Raw genomic sequence first — 14,060 nt, 5'->3', positions numbered from 1 at the left:
GACGATGGGAAGCGAGACGGTGAACGGTTCGAACGCCTGGCTGAAGACGAGCGCCCCGAGCCTCGCCGAGATGGAGGCGATGGCCGAGGACGCCTATGCCCGCCTGCCGGAGGAGTTCCGCACCCTGTGCGGCAACCTCGTCATCCGTGTCGAGGACTTCGCCACCGACGAGGTGCTCGAGGAGATGGAGATAGAGGACGAGTTCGAGCTGCTCGGCCTGTTCCAGGGCATCGGCCTCGCGCAGGGCTACGAGACGACGACGGGCGTGCTGCCCAACATGATCTTCCTCTATCGCCGGCCCATCCTCGATTACTGGGCCGAGCACGAGGAGACGCTGGGCGACGTCGTCACCCATGTGCTGGTGCACGAGATCGGCCACCATTTCGGCCTCTCGGACGACGACATGGAACGGATCGAGGAGGAGGCCGATACGTAGCCGACCGGATTTGACGTGGGTAGTCCCTGTTTAGAGATTATCTAAACTATAGGAGCGCGACCATGAGCCGAACCCCGTCCAATCCGCCCGTCGGCGATCATTACAGCCTGCCGCTGCGGGCGCTCCACTGGCTGACGGTGCTCGCCGTCAGCCTCGTCTACGGGGTGCCCTATATCGAGGGTTTCTTCGAGCGCGGCACCGCAGGGCGCGCCTTCATCTGGTGGGCGCACATCTCGGTTGGGCTGCTGATCCTCGGCCTGGTGGCGCTGCGCCTTGCGGCGCGCGCGCTCGGGCCGGTGCCGCCGCCTTCGGCGGCCCTGTCTCGGCCGGTGCACCTGGCCGCGACCGCAGCCCATGTGCTGCTCTACGTCCTGCTGGTGGTCACGCCCGTCGTCGGCATCTATCTCGCTTTCCTGCGCGGCGACGCTGTGACCTTCTTCGGCCTGTTCACGATCCCCTCGCCGGTGGCGGTGGATCGCGAGGCCGCCCGGCAGGTGATCGAGCTGCACGAGACGCTGGCGAACGTGCTGGTGGTGCTGGCCCTGCTGCATGGGCTGGCGGCGCTGGTGCACCACTTCGTCTTCCGGGACGACGTGTTGCGCCGCATGCTGCCGAGGCACTGAGGCGGGGCCATCGGGTTCCCGCCGGCGCACTGGGCATTCGTCCGGCGCGTTGCTATGGAAGGCGGGATTTCCCGAAGGCCGGCGGGCAACCCGCGGCTGCCGGAACTGGAGAGAGTGCCGTGGACAAGTTCACCACGCTGACGGGCGTCGCCGCGCCTATGCCGACGGTCAATATCGACACCGATATGATCATCCCGAAGCAGTACCTGAAGACCATCAAGCGCACGGGCCTCGGCAAGGGCCTGTTCTCGGAGATGCGCTACAGGGAAGACGGCTCGGACAACCCGGACTTCGTGCTCAACAAGCCGGCCTATCGCAACGCCAAGGTCATCATCGCCGGCGACAATTTCGGCTGCGGCTCCTCGCGCGAGCACGCCCCCTGGGCGCTGCTGGACTTCGGCATACGCTGCGTGATTTCCACCTCCTTCGCCGACATCTTCTACAATAACTGCTTCAAGAACGGCGTGCTGCCGATCACGGTGACGCCGGAGCAGCTCGCCGCCCTGTTCGACGACGCCGAGCGTGGCGCGAACGCCACGCTGACCATCGATCTGGAGAAGCAGACCATCACCGGCCCGGACGGCGGCTCGATCGGCTTCGAGATCGACCCGTTCCGCAAGCACTGCATGCTCAACGGGCTGGACGATATCGGCCTGACCAAGGTGAAGGCGGAGAAGATCGACGCCTATGAGGGCAAGCTCGCCGAAGAGCGCCCCTGGGTGTGAGGCGGGAGCCGGCCGGCTCGTTTGAAGGAAGGCGCGGATGCCCGGGCCAAGCCCGGGCATGACGGCCGGAATATCGGGAACGCCGCTCGTCAACCGGTGGAACGTCATGGCCGGGCTTGGCCCGGCCATCCACGACTTGACCGGTTGCGCGGGGCGGGTTTCCGTCTGGTAATTCGAGGCAGGACGAGTGTGAACCCATGACCCGCCGGCTCATCTCCTCCAACTCGACCTTCGAGAAGGTCGCCGGCTATTCGCGCGCGGTGGTGGACGGGGACGACATCTTCGTCTCCGGCACCACCGGCTACGACTATGCGGCGATGCGCCTGCCGGACGACCTGATCGAGCAGACCCATGGCTGCTTCCGCAACATCGCCGCCGCGCTGGCGCAGGCCGGCGCCAGCCTCGATGACGTGGTGCGCGTGCGCTACATCGTCACCCGGCCCGAATATGCCGAGGCGGTGTTCCCGATCTTCGGCGAGTACTTCGCCACGGCGCGCCCCGCCGCGACGCTGATCGTCGCCGGGCTGCTGCAGCCGGAGATGATGATCGAGATCGAGGTCACCGCGCGCCGGCGCGGGTGAGGGCGACCCGACCATTTTACGGCTTTACAGCGCGGGCTTCCCGGAGTGGAATCGTTCAAAATAAACAGAACGTTCCGGGAGACGCCCCATGTGCCACATCTTCGCGGGCCAAGCGCCCGAGACCTATGAGAGCCAGACGCGCTCGGTGCGCATCGGCGGCCATTCCACCTCCATCCGGCTGGAGGCGGCCTTCTGGACCGTGCTCGAGGAGGTAGCCGCCCATCAGGGCATGAGTCTGGGCAAGTTCGTCACCAAGCTGCATGACGAGGTGCTGGACCTGCATGGCGAGGTGCGCAACTTCGCTTCGCTGCTGCGCTGCTCCTGCCTGATCTTCCTCGCCGAGGTCCGCCCGGCGGCGGCGAGCCAGATCCCGGTGAGCCCCGCGGCGGCGCATGAGCGCTATCTGTGCGAGAGCCGGCGCATCCAGCTGGAAGCGGCGGAGTAGGGCGCCTTCACTCGCTCCTTTTCGACGTCATGGCCGGGCTTGGCCCGGCCATCCACGACTTCGGTTTGGCTCAGCGTATCAGGCAAGTCGTGGATCCCCGGGCCAAGCCCGGGGATGACGGCATAATGGATTGGGCCGACAGTCGGCGTGTGCCCCTTGCCACGAACAACCCTCATCCTGAGGTGCCCGGCCTTTGGCCGGGCCTCGAAGGATGCTCGTCCGGGCGCGCTTGAGCGAGCATCCTTCGAGGCTCGCTGCGCTCGCGCCTCAGGATGAGGTTGATCCCCAACAAAGGGTTCCGAAGCGAGGCTTCCCGGCCCCTAAAGCACATCATGTTGATGTGCTAGCTGCCTACCACCTCCCCGCCGCGCCGCGGCCTAGCATCCTCTTCATCGGCGGAATTCCCGCCGCGTGAGGATTCAAGGCGGAGGACCAGGTGGCGAAGGCCATTCATTCGATGATCCGCGTGCTCGATGAGGCGCGCTCGATTGATTTCTATAAGCGCGCCTTCGGGCTGGACGTTGCGCAGCGGCTGCCGTTCGACGGCTTCACGCTGGTCTATCTGCGCAACCCCGAGGCCGATTTCGAGGTCGAGCTGACCGTCAATCACGGACGCACCGAGCCCTATGCGCTCGGCGACGGCTACGGGCACATCGCCTTCGTGGTGGACGATCTCGACGCCGAGCACGCGCGCTTCATCGATGCCGGCCTCGCTCCCAATCCGGTCAAGGAATTCTTCCACGACGGCGCCTTGCTGGCGAAGTTCTTCTTCGTCACCGATCCCGACGGCTACAAGATCGAAGTGCTTCAGAAGCATGGGCGTTACCGATGACGCACCGGAATCGCGCGTCTACCTGAAAAATACATAAGAATTGCTGGGAGGTTACAATGCCAACACTGATCGACAGGCGAGGTCCGTCCCGCCGCGCCGTGCTCGCCGGCCTGAGTGCCGCCGGCGCGCTGGTGGTGAGCGGTGCCGCCGTGCTCAACCCGCGCGAGGCGTGGGGGCTGGAGGTCACGGCGCTGAAGCCGGAGACCATGCGCACCCTCATCGTCATGGCGCGCGACGTCTATCCGCACGACCGCGTCCCGGACCGCTTCTACGCCATCGCCATGAAGCCCTACGAGACCGACGCCGCCAAGGACCCGGCGGTGAAGGCGCTGGTGGAGGAGGGCGTCGCCGCACTCGACGTGCTCGCCAAGGCCAAGCACGGCGTCCCCTATGCCGATGTCGGCTGGGAGGACCAGCGGGTCGCCATACTGCGCCAGATCGAGGGCGGGCCGTTCTTCGAGAAGGTGAGGGGCGGCCTGGTGGTGAGCCTCTACAACCAGGAGGAGGTCTGGCCGATCTTCGGCTACGAGGGCGCCTCCGCCGACAAGGGCGGCTACATCGACCGCGGCTTCAACGACATCGCCTGGCTGTGAGGGGAGGACATAAACATGGCTGCACCCTTCGATCTCAATGACGATTCCGTCGTCGTCATCGTCGGCTCCGGTGCCGGCGGCGGCACGCTCGGCACCGACCTCGCGCTCAAGGGCGTGAAGGTGGTGATCCTGGAAGCCGGCGCCCGCCACAACATGGAAGACTTCATCAACAACGAGTGGGACAGCTTCGCCCAGCTCGCCTGGACCGACATGCGCACCACCTCCGGCTCGTGGCGGGTGCACAAGAACTTCCCAAACCTGCCGGCCTGGATCGTCAAGTCGGTCGGCGGTTCCTCGGTGCACTGGGCGGGCGCCTCGCTGCGCTTCCAGGAGCACGAGTTCAAGACCCGCACCACCTATGGCGACCTCGACGGCGCCAATCTGCTGGACTGGCCGATCACGCTGGCCGAGCTGGAGCCGTACTACGCCAAGGCCGAGGACCGTATGGGCGTGACCCGCACCAACGGCATTCCCGGCCTGCCCGGCAACAACAACTTCAAGGTGTTCGAGGCCGGGGCGAAGAAGGTCGGCTACAAGGAGGTGTCGACCGGGCGCATGGCGATCAACAGCGAGGCGCGCAACGACCGCGGCTCCTGCCAGCAGATCGGCTTCTGCTTCCAGGGCTGCAAGTCGGGCGCCAAATGGTCGACGCTGATCGCCGAGATCCCGCGCGGCGAGGCCACCGGCAATCTCGAGGTGCGCCCGCAATCCATGGTGCTGAAGATCGAGCACGACGCCTCGGGCAAGGCGACCGGCGTGGTCTATGTCGACAAGGACGGCAAGACCCAGCGCCAGAAGGCCCGCATCGTGGCGGTCGCCGGCAACTCCATCGAGAGCCCGCGCCTGCTGCTCAACTCCGCCAGCAGCATGTTCCCGGACGGCCTCGCCAATTCCTCGGGGCAGGTGGGGCGCAACTACATGCGTCACATGACCGGGTCGGTCTACGCCGTGTTCGAGAAGCCGGTGCACATGTATCGCGGCACCACCATGGCCGGGATCGTGCGCGACGAGGCGCCGCTCGACACCAAGCGCGGCTTCGTCGGCGGCTACGAGATGGAGACGCTCTCGCTCGGCCTGCCCTTCATGGCCGCCTTCCTCGATCCGGGCGGCTGGGGCCGCTCTTTCACCTCGGCGATGGACGGCTATGTCAACATGGCCGGGCTGTGGATCGTCGGCGAGGACATGCCGCAGGAGACCAATCGCGTCACGCTGAACGCCGACGTTAAGGACAAGAACGGCATGCCGGTGGCGAACGTGCATTTCGACGACCACCCGAACGACATCGCCATGCGCGACCATGCCTATAAGCAGGGCTCGGCGATCTATACGGCGGTGGGGGCGACCCGCACCATGCCGACGCCGCCTTACCCTTCCACGCACAATCTCGGCACCAACCGGATGAGCGAGAAGGCGCGCGACGGCGTGGTGAACAAGCACGGGCAGACGCACGACATCCCGAACCTGTTCGTCTCCGACGGCAGCCAGTTCACCACCGGCGGCGCCGAGAACCCGACGCTGACCATCGTGGCGCTGGCCATCCGCCAGGCGGAGTTCATCGCCAACGAGATGTCGCGCGGAACGATCTGACGAAACCGTCATCCCGGAACGGCCGCGAGGCCGTATCCGGGATCGCGTGAAATCGGAGAGCGATCCCGGCTCTCGCTTCGCTCGGCCGGGATGACGGCTAGAGCATTTCCCGATCAGATGGAATCATCTGATCGAAGAGGAATTGCTCCAGCTTATTAAATCCAGAGCACTTCCTGATCGTTCGGATGTTCCATCCGAACGGGAAGGGCTCTAGGGGCCGGTCGCCGCCGGCCCTTCTCCTCCCCACCTGCCGCCGGTCCCCCGCCGGCGGTTTCCTTTTGCCGCCGGGCATGCGCGGCGCCGCTTGCCAGCGCCCGCGTCTGCCATTAGCACTCCCCTCGCCAACGACGCTCACGACGAGGCGAACGCGAGGAAACCATGGCTACCCACAAGCTCCTGCTCCTTCCCGGCGACGGCATCGGCACCGAGGTGATGGCCGAGGTGAAGCGCGTCATCGGCTGGCTGGACAGCCACGGCCTCGCCTCCTTCGCTATCGAGGAGGACCTCGTCGGCGGTGCCGCCTATGACAGCTGCGGCCTGCCGATCTCGGAAGAAGCCATGGCCAAGGCGTTTGCCGCCGATGCCATCCTGCTCGGCGCGGTGGGTGGGCCGAAATGGGCGAACGTGCCCTATGAGGCGCGTCCCGAGGCGGGCCTGCTGCGCCTGCGCAAGGACCTGCAGCTCTTCGCCAATCTGCGCCCGGCCGTGTGCTATCCCGCGCTCGCCGACGCCTCCAGCCTCAAGCGCGAGCTGGTCGAGGGCCTCGACGTGCTGATCGTGCGCGAATTGACCGGCGGCGTCTATTTCGGCGAGCCGAAGACCATCACCAATCTCAGCGACGGCCAGAAGCGCGCCGTCGACACCCAGGTCTACGAATCCTACGAGATCGAGCGCATCGCCCGCGTCGCGTTCGAGCTCGCCCGTACCCGCCGCAACAAGGTGGTCTCGACCGAGAAGCACAACGTCATGAAGACCGGCGTGCTGTGGAAGGAGGTCGTGAGCACCGTCCACGGCGCCAACTATGCGGACGTGGCGCTGGAGCACCAGCTCGCCGACAGCTGCGGCATGCAGCTGGTGCGCGCGCCCAAGCAGTTCGACGTCATCGTCACCGACAACCTGTTCGGCGATATCCTCTCCGACGTCGCGGCGATGCTGACCGGCTCGCTCGGCATGCTGCCCTCGGCCTCGCTCGGCGCGACGGAGGAAATCTCCGGCCGCCGCCGCGCGCTCTACGAGCCGGTGCACGGCGCTGCGCCCGACATCGCCGGCAAGGGCCTCGCCAATCCCATCGCCATGATCGGCTCGCTCGCCATGGCGCTGCGCTATTCCTTCGGCGAGCAGGAGGCGGCCGACCGCATCGAGGCGGCGGTCGCCGGCGTGCTGGCGGACGGCTACCGCACCGCCGACATTTGGTCCGAGGGCATGACCCGCGTCGGCACCGCCGGGATGGGCGACGCCGTCCTCGCCGAACTGGAGAGGGCGGCCTGAGGGCCGTCGCGCGATCCGAAAAAGCAAAAGCCCGGCGAGAGCCGGGCTTTTTTCATGCGGCGCGGCGCTGAGCCGGCGAATCAGTAGCCCGGCAGCTCGAACCGGCTCGGCAGCGGCCAACGCCTGCCGGTGATGCCGCCATCGTCGCCATAATGCGGATAATAGCCCTGGGCGGCGTAGATGTAGTTGAGGTCGCGCGCCGTGCCCGGCTTCACCACCGGGCCGGGATCGAGGTAGGAACGCGGCGGCTGCTTGCGGATGATGATGCGCGTCTCCTGGGCCTGCGAGGGAGCCGTGGCGAACAGGGCGGCACCGGCGATCAGCGCGGCGAAGGCGAACGGGGCGGCACGCATTTGAACCTCCAGGCGGCGCAGGCATCGCGACGTGCGACGCTTACGTCACGATAAGAATGCGCGCAACTTATCGTTCCGTCGAGATCAGCAAAGTACTAATTGCGCCGTGCGGCTATGAAACGCGCCGCTTCCTTGAGGAGTGTTGCCGCGCTGCCAAAGCCGGCCAGCGCCGCCTCTGCCTCGTCCACAAGGCGGGCGAGCTCGGCCCGTGCGCCGGCGACGCCGAGCTTGCCGACGAGGGTCGCCTTGCCCGCCGCGGCGTCCTTGCCTACCGCCTTGCCCACGGTATCTGCCTCGCCCTCGACGTCGAGCAGGTCGTCGGCGATCTGGAAGGCGCGGCCGACGGCACGGGCATAGCGGTCGAGGCTTGCGCGCTCCTCCGGCGTCGCCCGGCCGACGAGGGCGCCGGCCTCACAGGCCTGGCGCAGTAGCGCGCCGGTCTTCATCGCCTGCAGGCGGATGATCTCCTCAGCCGGCAAATCGAGCGGACGACCGCTCGCGAATCGTCCCTCGGCGGCGAGATCGAGCATCTGCCCGCCGATCATGCCGGCGACGCCGGCGGCGTGGGCGAGGCTGGCCACCAACGCGATGCGCACCTCGGCATCCGGGCCGGCCTCCTCGCGGGCGAGGATCTCGAAGGCGAGGGTGAGCAGCCCGTCGCCGGCGAGGATGGCGGTCGCCTCGTCATAGGCGCGGTGGACGGTCGGCTGGCCGCGGCGCAGGTCGTCATTGTCCATCGCCGGCAGGTCGTCATGTACCAGCGAATAGCAGTGGATGCATTCGAGCGCGGCGGCGGCGGGCATGGCGGCGGCGGCGGGAACCCCGAACAGCGCCGCGCTCTCGATCACGAGGAAGGGCCGCAGCCGCTTCCCGCCGGCGAGCGCACCGTGGCGCATCGCGGATGCCAGCCGCTCGCCCGGCGCGCCGCTCTGCGCGATCGCCGCGTCGATATAGGCGGCGACCGCCTCGGCGGTGGCGGCGAGCGCTTCGGGCAGGGCAGGGGAGGCGGACATCGGTGGACCCGGGCTGGAAGGCACGTTTCGCTTCCGTGCCCGAGGCCGTGGGGCGGGTCAAGCGCCGCGGCGGCGCGGTCGACCCGGACGCCCCCGCTGGGTAAGGTAGCCGGGCCGAGGGAGTGCGGGAGCGTTTTGCCGGGATGGGCGTCTTGCGGGGATGGTTGTGGAGAGCGGCACTGGTCATCGTGGCCACGCCGCTCGTGCTCGGGCTCGTCTACAACATCGTGCCGCCGGTCTCGACGCTGATGCTGGCACGCTGGGCGACCGGGCAGACGGTCAGCCGTACATGGGTGCCGCTGGAGGGCATCTCGCAGAATCTCGTTCGCGCCGTGCTGGCCTCCGAGGATGCGCGCTTCTGCTCGCATTTCGGCGTCGACATGGTCGAGCTGCAGGGCGTGATCGACGATTCCGACGGGCTCGACGCGCCGCGCGGCGCCTCCACCATCACCATGCAACTCGCCAAGAACCTGTTCCTGTGGAACGGGCGCAGCTACATCCGCAAGGGGCTGGAATTCCCGCTGGCGCTCTATCTCAACGCGGTGATGTCGAAGCATCGGCAGCTGGAAATCTATCTCAACATCGCCGAATGGGGGCCGAACGGCGAGTTCGGGGCCGAGGCGGCGGCGCAGCGGGCCTTCGGCCGCGGCGCCGGCCAGCTCAGCCCGCGCCAGGCGGCGCTGCTGGCGGTGACGCTGCCCAACCCGTACCGCCGCAACGCGGCGAAGCCCGGGCCGGGGCTCAACCGGCTCGCCGGCAACCTGCTGGCACGGCTGCCGCGCGAGGGGCCGGAGCTTACGGCCTGCCTGTGAGCGCCTCCCGCTTGGCCTTGGCGGACAAAGCGTCTATGACGCCGCGTAACAGAGTTGCGCCAGCCTCTTTCGCTCGCGCGCATGAGTCTGTATAAGCCGCCACTCGAATTACACGACGATCCGGCGCCGGCCCTCCTTCAGGGCGTGAGCCATGCCGGCACAGGAGAAGACCATGGCCGTTCCGAAGAAGAAAACCAGCCCGTCGCGTCGCGGCATGCGCCGTTCCGCCGACGCCCTCGCCAAGCCGACCTATGTCGAGGACAAGGATTCCGGCGAGCTGCGCCGTCCGCACCATCTCGACCTGAAGACCGGCATGTACAAGGGCCGCCAGGTGCTGAAGGTGAAGACCGAGGCCTGATCGCGGACGGGCGCTCTGGCGCCCGCGCATCCGTCGCCTTTCATGAAGCCGGCCCCTGCGGCCGGCTTTCGTGCGTCTGGGGCGGTGTGGTAGCTCGGTAACCATGCCGACGATATCGGCCGCGCCTTGTGGCGCGGGACATGCGCGCGCCTTACCAGTGGTCGGCAGAAATGGTACAAAGTCGCGCGGGGCGGCTGGGGAGCGTGAGTGTTGCGTAGCGCGAGCGGACGAGTGCGCCAGATCGGCGCGTGGCTGCTTCTTACGGCGCTGGCCGGGCCGTTGCTGGCGGGCTGCGCATCGCGCCCCGGACCCGAAGCCCTGACCGCGGTCGAGACCACGGCCCCCGGTGCCAAGGACCATGTGGTCCTCGTCGCCTCGTCGCGGGCGCGCGATCCGCGTCCCGGCGTGTTCTACAGCGGCGAGCGCACCCCCGCGCTCAGCTTCGCCCGCGTCGACATCTCCGTGCCGCCGACCCACAAGCCGGGCATGATCGAGTGGCCCAAGCAGGCCACCCCCAATCCCGCCACCGACATGGTGGTGCGCGAGGCAGTCTATCGCGACACCGAGCAGCAATTCTCCGCCGACCTGAAGGCGGAACTCGAGCGCCGCCCGCCCGGGCAGCGCGACGTCTTCATCTTCGTCCACGGCTACAACACCCTGTTCTCCGAGGCGTTGTACCGGCTGACGCAGATGAAGGAGGATTCGAGGTCGCCGGCGGTGCCGGTGCTGTTCACCTGGGCCTCGCGCGGCGAGACTGCCGACTATGTCTACGACAACAACAGCGCCACCGCCGCCCGCGACCGGCTGGAGGAGACCATCCGCCTCGTCTTCGCCAGCGGCGCCGAGGAGGTGAGCATCCTCGCCCATTCCATGGGGAACTGGGTGACGGTCGAGGCGCTCAGGCAAATCAAGATCTCCGGCCAGAACGTGCCGCTTAAGAAGCTCGGCAACATCATCCTCGCCGCGCCTGACATCGACGTCGACGTGTTCAAGACCCAGCTCAAGCGCTTCGGCAAGCCGCCCAAGCCGTTCATCGTCATCGTCTCGCATGACGACAAGGCGCTGGCCTTCTCCAACTTCATCGCCGGTGACAAGCCGCGGCTCGGCGCCTACACCAACGACAACGACCTGGTGGAACTCGGCGCCGTCGTGGTCGACATGACCAGCGTCAAGGCGCTCGACGGCTTCAATCACGGCAAGTTCGCCCAGCTCGCCGAAATGGCGCCCGAGCTGCGCGGCATGATCATGCGGGCGCAGGCCGGACGGGAAGCCCCCACGGTCCAGGTCGCCGGCATCCAGTTCTTCGGCCTCGACCAGATGCGCCCCGCCAACAGCGGCTCCGCGCGCCAGACCGCCGCAGCTCCGGCCACCGCGGCCTCGACGTCGACCACGGTTGCGGCCGAGCCGGCGGCCGAGGCGGACGGGGCCACGGTAATCGATACCTCGGCGCAGGTCGTGCGCGCCGGTACGGTGCCCCAGTAGCGACGCCCGCCGGGCGGAGGCGAGCATCTGTGGATGCGCGCGCCGCTTGACGAATTATTGGCTCTTTTCGCCGACAAGCCTGACACCATGTTGCGTTCTCGTATTCCGACCAAGGCCGCTCATGCCCAAGCATGAGACGCTCGCCGAATCCGGTCCCGATGCCGTGCTTCCGCCGGCTTCGGTGGCCGAGGCCGTCCGCGCTCTCGGCGCGGCTTCCTATCGCTGGACCCTCTCCGACGATCTCGTGCGCTGGAGCGCCGCGGCCGAGGAGGTGCTGGGCCGCGAGCGAATGCCGCTGGCGCTGCGCGGCCGCAACTATGCCGAGCTGATCGAGCCCGGCTCCGGCAATTCGCGCCACGACGCCGCGCTCGCCTCGATGCAGCTCGGCATCGTGCCGGGCGGCGACGGCAGCACCCGCTTCTTCGAGACCGTCTACTGCCTCGCTTTGCCGCCCGGCAGCGGCCAGCGCCGCCTGTGGGTCGAGGACCGCGGCGTGTGCCATTTCGACGCCGAGGGTGGGCTGGTGCGGGTCGACGGCTTCCTGCGCCGCCTGGCGGTCGGGCGCCCGGTGCGCATCGGCCTCAGCCGCGGTGCCGAACCCAAGACCGACCGCCAGCGGCTCGCCGGCCTGATCGAGGAGCGGCTGTCGCTGGCCTATCGCGAGGACAGCGAGTTCGGCTTCGTGCTGGTCGGCGTCGACCATCTCGGCGACCTCAACGATGCCTATGGCTTCCTCGTCGCCGACGAGGTGATCGACGTCATCTGGCTGCGCCTGCGCGCCCAGCTCGCCGAGGGCGAGGAACTCGCCCGCTTCTCGGGGAGCAAGTTCGGGCTGCTGCTGCGCGCGCAGCCGGGCGAGGGCTTCGCCCCTGCCGCCCGCCGCTTCCTCGCCACGGTCAACGCGACGCCGCCGCGCACCAGCGCCGGTGCGGTGGCGGCCACGGTCTCGGCCGGCGGCCTGATCGCCCCGCGCCAGGGGCGCACGGTCTCCGAGATCTTCGCCCATGCGCAGGATACGCTGCACCGCGCGCGGCGGTCGGCGCGCGGCACGCTGGAGATGTATTCGCCGGCGCTCGACCGCGCGGCCGAGCGGCACGCCAATGTGCGCTTCGCCGACGAGATCGTCGACGCGCTGGACGAGGACCGGGTGTCGCTCGCCTTCCAGCCCATCGCCTGCGGGCAGACGCGCGCCATCGCCTTCCATGAATGCCTCGCCCGCATCACCGGACGGGACGGGCGGATGCATGACGGCGCGACGATCATCCCCACCGCCGACCGCTTCGGCCTGACGCGGCTGGTCGACGGCCGCGCCATGGAGCTGGCGCTGGCTGCGCTGCGCGCCGACCCCGCCGCCCGGCTCTCGGTCAACGTCTCGCCTGGCTCGATCAACGACGCCGCCTGGCTCGGGCTGGTGGAGGAGGGCGCGCGCGCCGGGCTCAGCAGCCGGCTGATCGTCGAGATCACCGAGAGCACGACCATCCCCGACATGGAGGCGATGCGCGCGCGCATCGCCTGGCTGCGCGGCCATGGCTGCAAGGTGGCGATGGACGATTTCGGCGTCGGCTACACTTCGTTCCGCAACCTGCGCAGCCTGCATGTCGACATGCTGAAGATCGACGGCAGCTTCATTGCCACCATGATGCAGTCGGAGGACGACCGCAGCTTCGTGCGCGTGCTGCTCGACCTCGCCGGCCAGCTCGGCATCGAGACGGTGGCGGAATGGGTGCTGGACGAGGAGACCGGCAGCCAGCTGGTCGAGTGGGGCTGCACCTATCTGCAGGGCGAACTCATCGGCCTGCCGGCGGACAGCCCGTCGGGCGGGGCTGGCTGAACCTTCAGATTTCCCTCATCCCCGGGCTCGACCCGGGGATCCAGCCTTCCCGCTGGTGCGCGATGTGGTCCTAGTTGGCCGGGTCAATCCCGGCCATGAGGGCATTCATATTGTGGATGTGCTTGAAGGAGATGGGCGGATTGCCCCTCACTCCTTCTTGCCGCCTTCGCCGAGCCGGTCGAGGCGCTTCTGCATTTCCGCCACCTGGCGGCGCAATTCGTCGAAATCGTCCGGATTGCCCGCGGGCGCGGTGGGCGGCGCCTCATCGGCGCGGCCGTTCGGCAGGAACATCTTGAAGGCGCGGTCGAAGATTTCCATGTTGCGCCGGACCTGATCCTCCATCATGCCGAAGCCGCCGACGCCGAAGGTCTTGGAGAACTGCTCGCGCAGATTGTTCTGTTCCTTGGTGAAGTTCTCGATCGACATGTCGAGATAGCGCGGCACGAGCATCTGCATGCTGTCGCCGTAGAAACGGATGATCTGGCGCAGGAAGTTGATCGGCAGCAGGTTCTGGCCCTTGCCCTCCTGCTCGAAGATGATCTGCGTGAGCACGGAATGCGTGATGTCCTCGGAGGACTTCGCGTCGTAAACGACGAAGTCCTCGCCGTTCTTTACCATCTGCGCGAGGTCTTCGAGCGTCACATAGGTGCTCGTGCCGGTATTGTAGAGACGGCGGTTGGCGTACTTCTTGATGGTGACGGGTTCGTTGGATTTTGCCATTGTGATCCGGTCGCCTTGATCGTTCCCCATCGAAAACACTAAGCCGTTTCCCGCCGCCCGGCTATAGGAATTATTGCGTCTTCACGGCAGTGCAGCATGGCGGGCAGAATGCTTCCGCGCCTGCGCGCCGCCGAGGAAATCGGCGGCCAAGAAAAGCCGCCCGCCATTGACATGGATCACT

Annotated in this window: 16 protein-coding genes; 13 read left to right on the top strand and 3 right to left on the bottom strand. The window is 67.6% G+C overall.

Annotated elements, in window-relative coordinates:
• The first annotated feature begins 4 nt into the window (after window positions 1-4).
• From SNOV_RS13710 to leuB, 9 genes are all read left to right on the top strand, one after another.
• Entirely contained in the window at window positions 5-436 is a 432-nt protein-coding gene (locus SNOV_RS13710; protein ID WP_013167546.1) for a metallopeptidase family protein, read from the top strand.
• Window positions 437-498: 62 nt separating this feature from the next.
• Window positions 499-1,059, top strand: a complete 561-nt coding sequence (locus SNOV_RS13705; protein WP_013167545.1) for a cytochrome b — start codon at window positions 499-501, stop codon at window positions 1,057-1,059.
• A gap of 119 nt (window positions 1,060-1,178) precedes the next feature.
• The gene (gene leuD, locus SNOV_RS13700; RefSeq protein ID WP_013167544.1) at window positions 1,179-1,784 is read left to right on the top strand and encodes a 3-isopropylmalate dehydratase small subunit; all 606 of its coding nucleotides are present in this window, start codon (window positions 1,179-1,181) and stop codon (window positions 1,782-1,784) included.
• Window positions 1,785-1,981: 197 nt separating this feature from the next.
• Window positions 1,982-2,365 (top strand): RidA family protein, encoded by a 384-nt coding sequence (locus SNOV_RS13695; RefSeq protein ID WP_013167543.1) that lies wholly within the window; start codon window positions 1,982-1,984, stop codon window positions 2,363-2,365.
• Between the two features lie 88 nt (window positions 2,366-2,453).
• Window positions 2,454-2,810 (top strand): ribbon-helix-helix domain-containing protein, encoded by a 357-nt coding sequence (locus SNOV_RS13690; protein WP_013167542.1) that lies wholly within the window; start codon window positions 2,454-2,456, stop codon window positions 2,808-2,810.
• Window positions 2,811-3,246: 436 nt separating this feature from the next.
• Window positions 3,247-3,642 carry a VOC family protein gene (locus SNOV_RS13685; RefSeq protein ID WP_013167540.1) on the top strand — a complete coding sequence of 132 codons (396 nt, stop codon included), beginning with the start codon at window positions 3,247-3,249 and terminating at the stop codon, window positions 3,640-3,642.
• A 56-nt stretch (window positions 3,643-3,698) separates the two neighbouring features.
• Window positions 3,699-4,235, top strand: coding sequence for a gluconate 2-dehydrogenase subunit 3 family protein (locus SNOV_RS13680; RefSeq protein WP_013167539.1), 537 nt, complete (start codon window positions 3,699-3,701; stop codon window positions 4,233-4,235).
• A gap of 15 nt (window positions 4,236-4,250) precedes the next feature.
• Window positions 4,251-5,822 (top strand): GMC family oxidoreductase, encoded by a 1,572-nt coding sequence (locus SNOV_RS13675; protein ID WP_013167538.1) that lies wholly within the window; start codon window positions 4,251-4,253, stop codon window positions 5,820-5,822.
• 378 nt (window positions 5,823-6,200) lie between these two features.
• Window positions 6,201-7,310, top strand: a complete 1,110-nt coding sequence (gene leuB / locus SNOV_RS13670) for a 3-isopropylmalate dehydrogenase (protein WP_013167537.1) — start codon at window positions 6,201-6,203, stop codon at window positions 7,308-7,310.
• Between the two features lie 80 nt (window positions 7,311-7,390).
• On the opposite strand, the gene SNOV_RS13665 is transcribed toward leuB, so the two are convergent.
• Both SNOV_RS13665 and SNOV_RS13660 read right to left on the bottom strand, forming a co-directional pair.
• Window positions 7,391-7,663: a hypothetical protein gene (locus tag SNOV_RS13665; RefSeq protein ID WP_041782278.1), complete on the bottom strand. Its 273-nt coding sequence runs from the start codon at window positions 7,661-7,663 to the stop codon at window positions 7,391-7,393.
• A 95-nt stretch (window positions 7,664-7,758) separates the two neighbouring features.
• On the bottom strand, window positions 7,759-8,676 hold the full coding sequence (locus SNOV_RS13660) for a polyprenyl synthetase family protein (RefSeq protein ID WP_013167536.1): 918 nt from the start codon (window positions 8,674-8,676) through the stop codon (window positions 7,759-7,761).
• A gap of 143 nt (window positions 8,677-8,819) precedes the next feature.
• On the opposite strand from SNOV_RS13660, the gene mtgA reads away from it, so the two are divergent.
• The 4 genes from mtgA to SNOV_RS13640 all read left to right on the top strand — a co-directional run bounded on the left by mtgA (window position 8,820) and on the right by SNOV_RS13640 (window position 13,159).
• Entirely contained in the window at window positions 8,820-9,488 is a 669-nt protein-coding gene (gene mtgA, locus SNOV_RS13655) for a monofunctional biosynthetic peptidoglycan transglycosylase (protein WP_013167535.1), read from the top strand.
• Window positions 9,489-9,660: 172 nt separating this feature from the next.
• Window positions 9,661-9,846: a 50S ribosomal protein L32 gene (gene rpmF, locus SNOV_RS13650; RefSeq protein WP_013167534.1), complete on the top strand. Its 186-nt coding sequence runs from the start codon at window positions 9,661-9,663 to the stop codon at window positions 9,844-9,846.
• A gap of 231 nt (window positions 9,847-10,077) precedes the next feature.
• Window positions 10,078-11,328: an alpha/beta hydrolase gene (locus SNOV_RS13645; protein WP_013167533.1), complete on the top strand. Its 1,251-nt coding sequence runs from the start codon at window positions 10,078-10,080 to the stop codon at window positions 11,326-11,328.
• A 121-nt stretch (window positions 11,329-11,449) separates the two neighbouring features.
• Window positions 11,450-13,159 (top strand): EAL domain-containing protein, encoded by a 1,710-nt coding sequence (locus SNOV_RS13640; RefSeq protein WP_013167532.1) that lies wholly within the window; start codon window positions 11,450-11,452, stop codon window positions 13,157-13,159.
• Between the two features lie 147 nt (window positions 13,160-13,306).
• Here the strand turns inward: SNOV_RS13640 and phaR are convergent, their stop codons facing one another.
• Window positions 13,307-13,879: a polyhydroxyalkanoate synthesis repressor PhaR gene (gene phaR, locus SNOV_RS13635; protein WP_013167531.1), complete on the bottom strand. Its 573-nt coding sequence runs from the start codon at window positions 13,877-13,879 to the stop codon at window positions 13,307-13,309.
• Window positions 13,880-14,060 lie beyond the last annotated feature (181 nt).

It is taken from the genome of Ancylobacter novellus DSM 506 (assembly GCF_000092925.1).
Classification (GTDB): Bacteria; Pseudomonadota; Alphaproteobacteria; order Rhizobiales; family Xanthobacteraceae; genus Ancylobacter; species Ancylobacter novellus.
This window is presented reverse-complemented; position numbering and strand designations above follow the sequence as displayed.

Excerpts from the sequence above, each read along its gene's own strand:
- SNOV_RS13665 (WP_041782278.1), bottom strand. The coding sequence starts at position 7,663 with ATGCGTGCCGCCCCGTTCGCCTTCGCCGCGCTGATCGCCGGTGCCGCC.
- SNOV_RS13690 (WP_013167542.1), top strand. The coding sequence starts at position 2,454 with ATGTGCCACATCTTCGCGGGCCAAGCGCCCGAGACCTATGAGAGCCAG.
- SNOV_RS13675 (WP_013167538.1), top strand. The coding sequence starts at position 4,251 with ATGGCTGCACCCTTCGATCTCAATGACGATTCCGTCGTCGTCATCGTC.
- SNOV_RS13660 (WP_013167536.1), bottom strand. The coding sequence starts at position 8,676 with ATGTCCGCCTCCCCTGCCCTGCCCGAAGCGCTCGCCGCCACCGCCGAG.
- SNOV_RS13695 (WP_013167543.1), top strand. The coding sequence starts at position 1,982 with ATGACCCGCCGGCTCATCTCCTCCAACTCGACCTTCGAGAAGGTCGCC.
- SNOV_RS13640 (WP_013167532.1), top strand. The coding sequence starts at position 11,450 with ATGCCCAAGCATGAGACGCTCGCCGAATCCGGTCCCGATGCCGTGCTT.
- SNOV_RS13710 (WP_013167546.1), top strand. The coding sequence starts at position 5 with ATGGGAAGCGAGACGGTGAACGGTTCGAACGCCTGGCTGAAGACGAGC.
- leuB (WP_013167537.1), top strand. The coding sequence starts at position 6,201 with ATGGCTACCCACAAGCTCCTGCTCCTTCCCGGCGACGGCATCGGCACC.
- SNOV_RS13680 (WP_013167539.1), top strand. The coding sequence starts at position 3,699 with ATGCCAACACTGATCGACAGGCGAGGTCCGTCCCGCCGCGCCGTGCTC.
- phaR (WP_013167531.1), bottom strand. The coding sequence starts at position 13,879 with ATGGCAAAATCCAACGAACCCGTCACCATCAAGAAGTACGCCAACCGC.
- SNOV_RS13705 (WP_013167545.1), top strand. The coding sequence starts at position 499 with ATGAGCCGAACCCCGTCCAATCCGCCCGTCGGCGATCATTACAGCCTG.
- mtgA (WP_013167535.1), top strand. The coding sequence starts at position 8,820 with ATGGGCGTCTTGCGGGGATGGTTGTGGAGAGCGGCACTGGTCATCGTG.
- rpmF (WP_013167534.1), top strand. The coding sequence starts at position 9,661 with ATGGCCGTTCCGAAGAAGAAAACCAGCCCGTCGCGTCGCGGCATGCGC.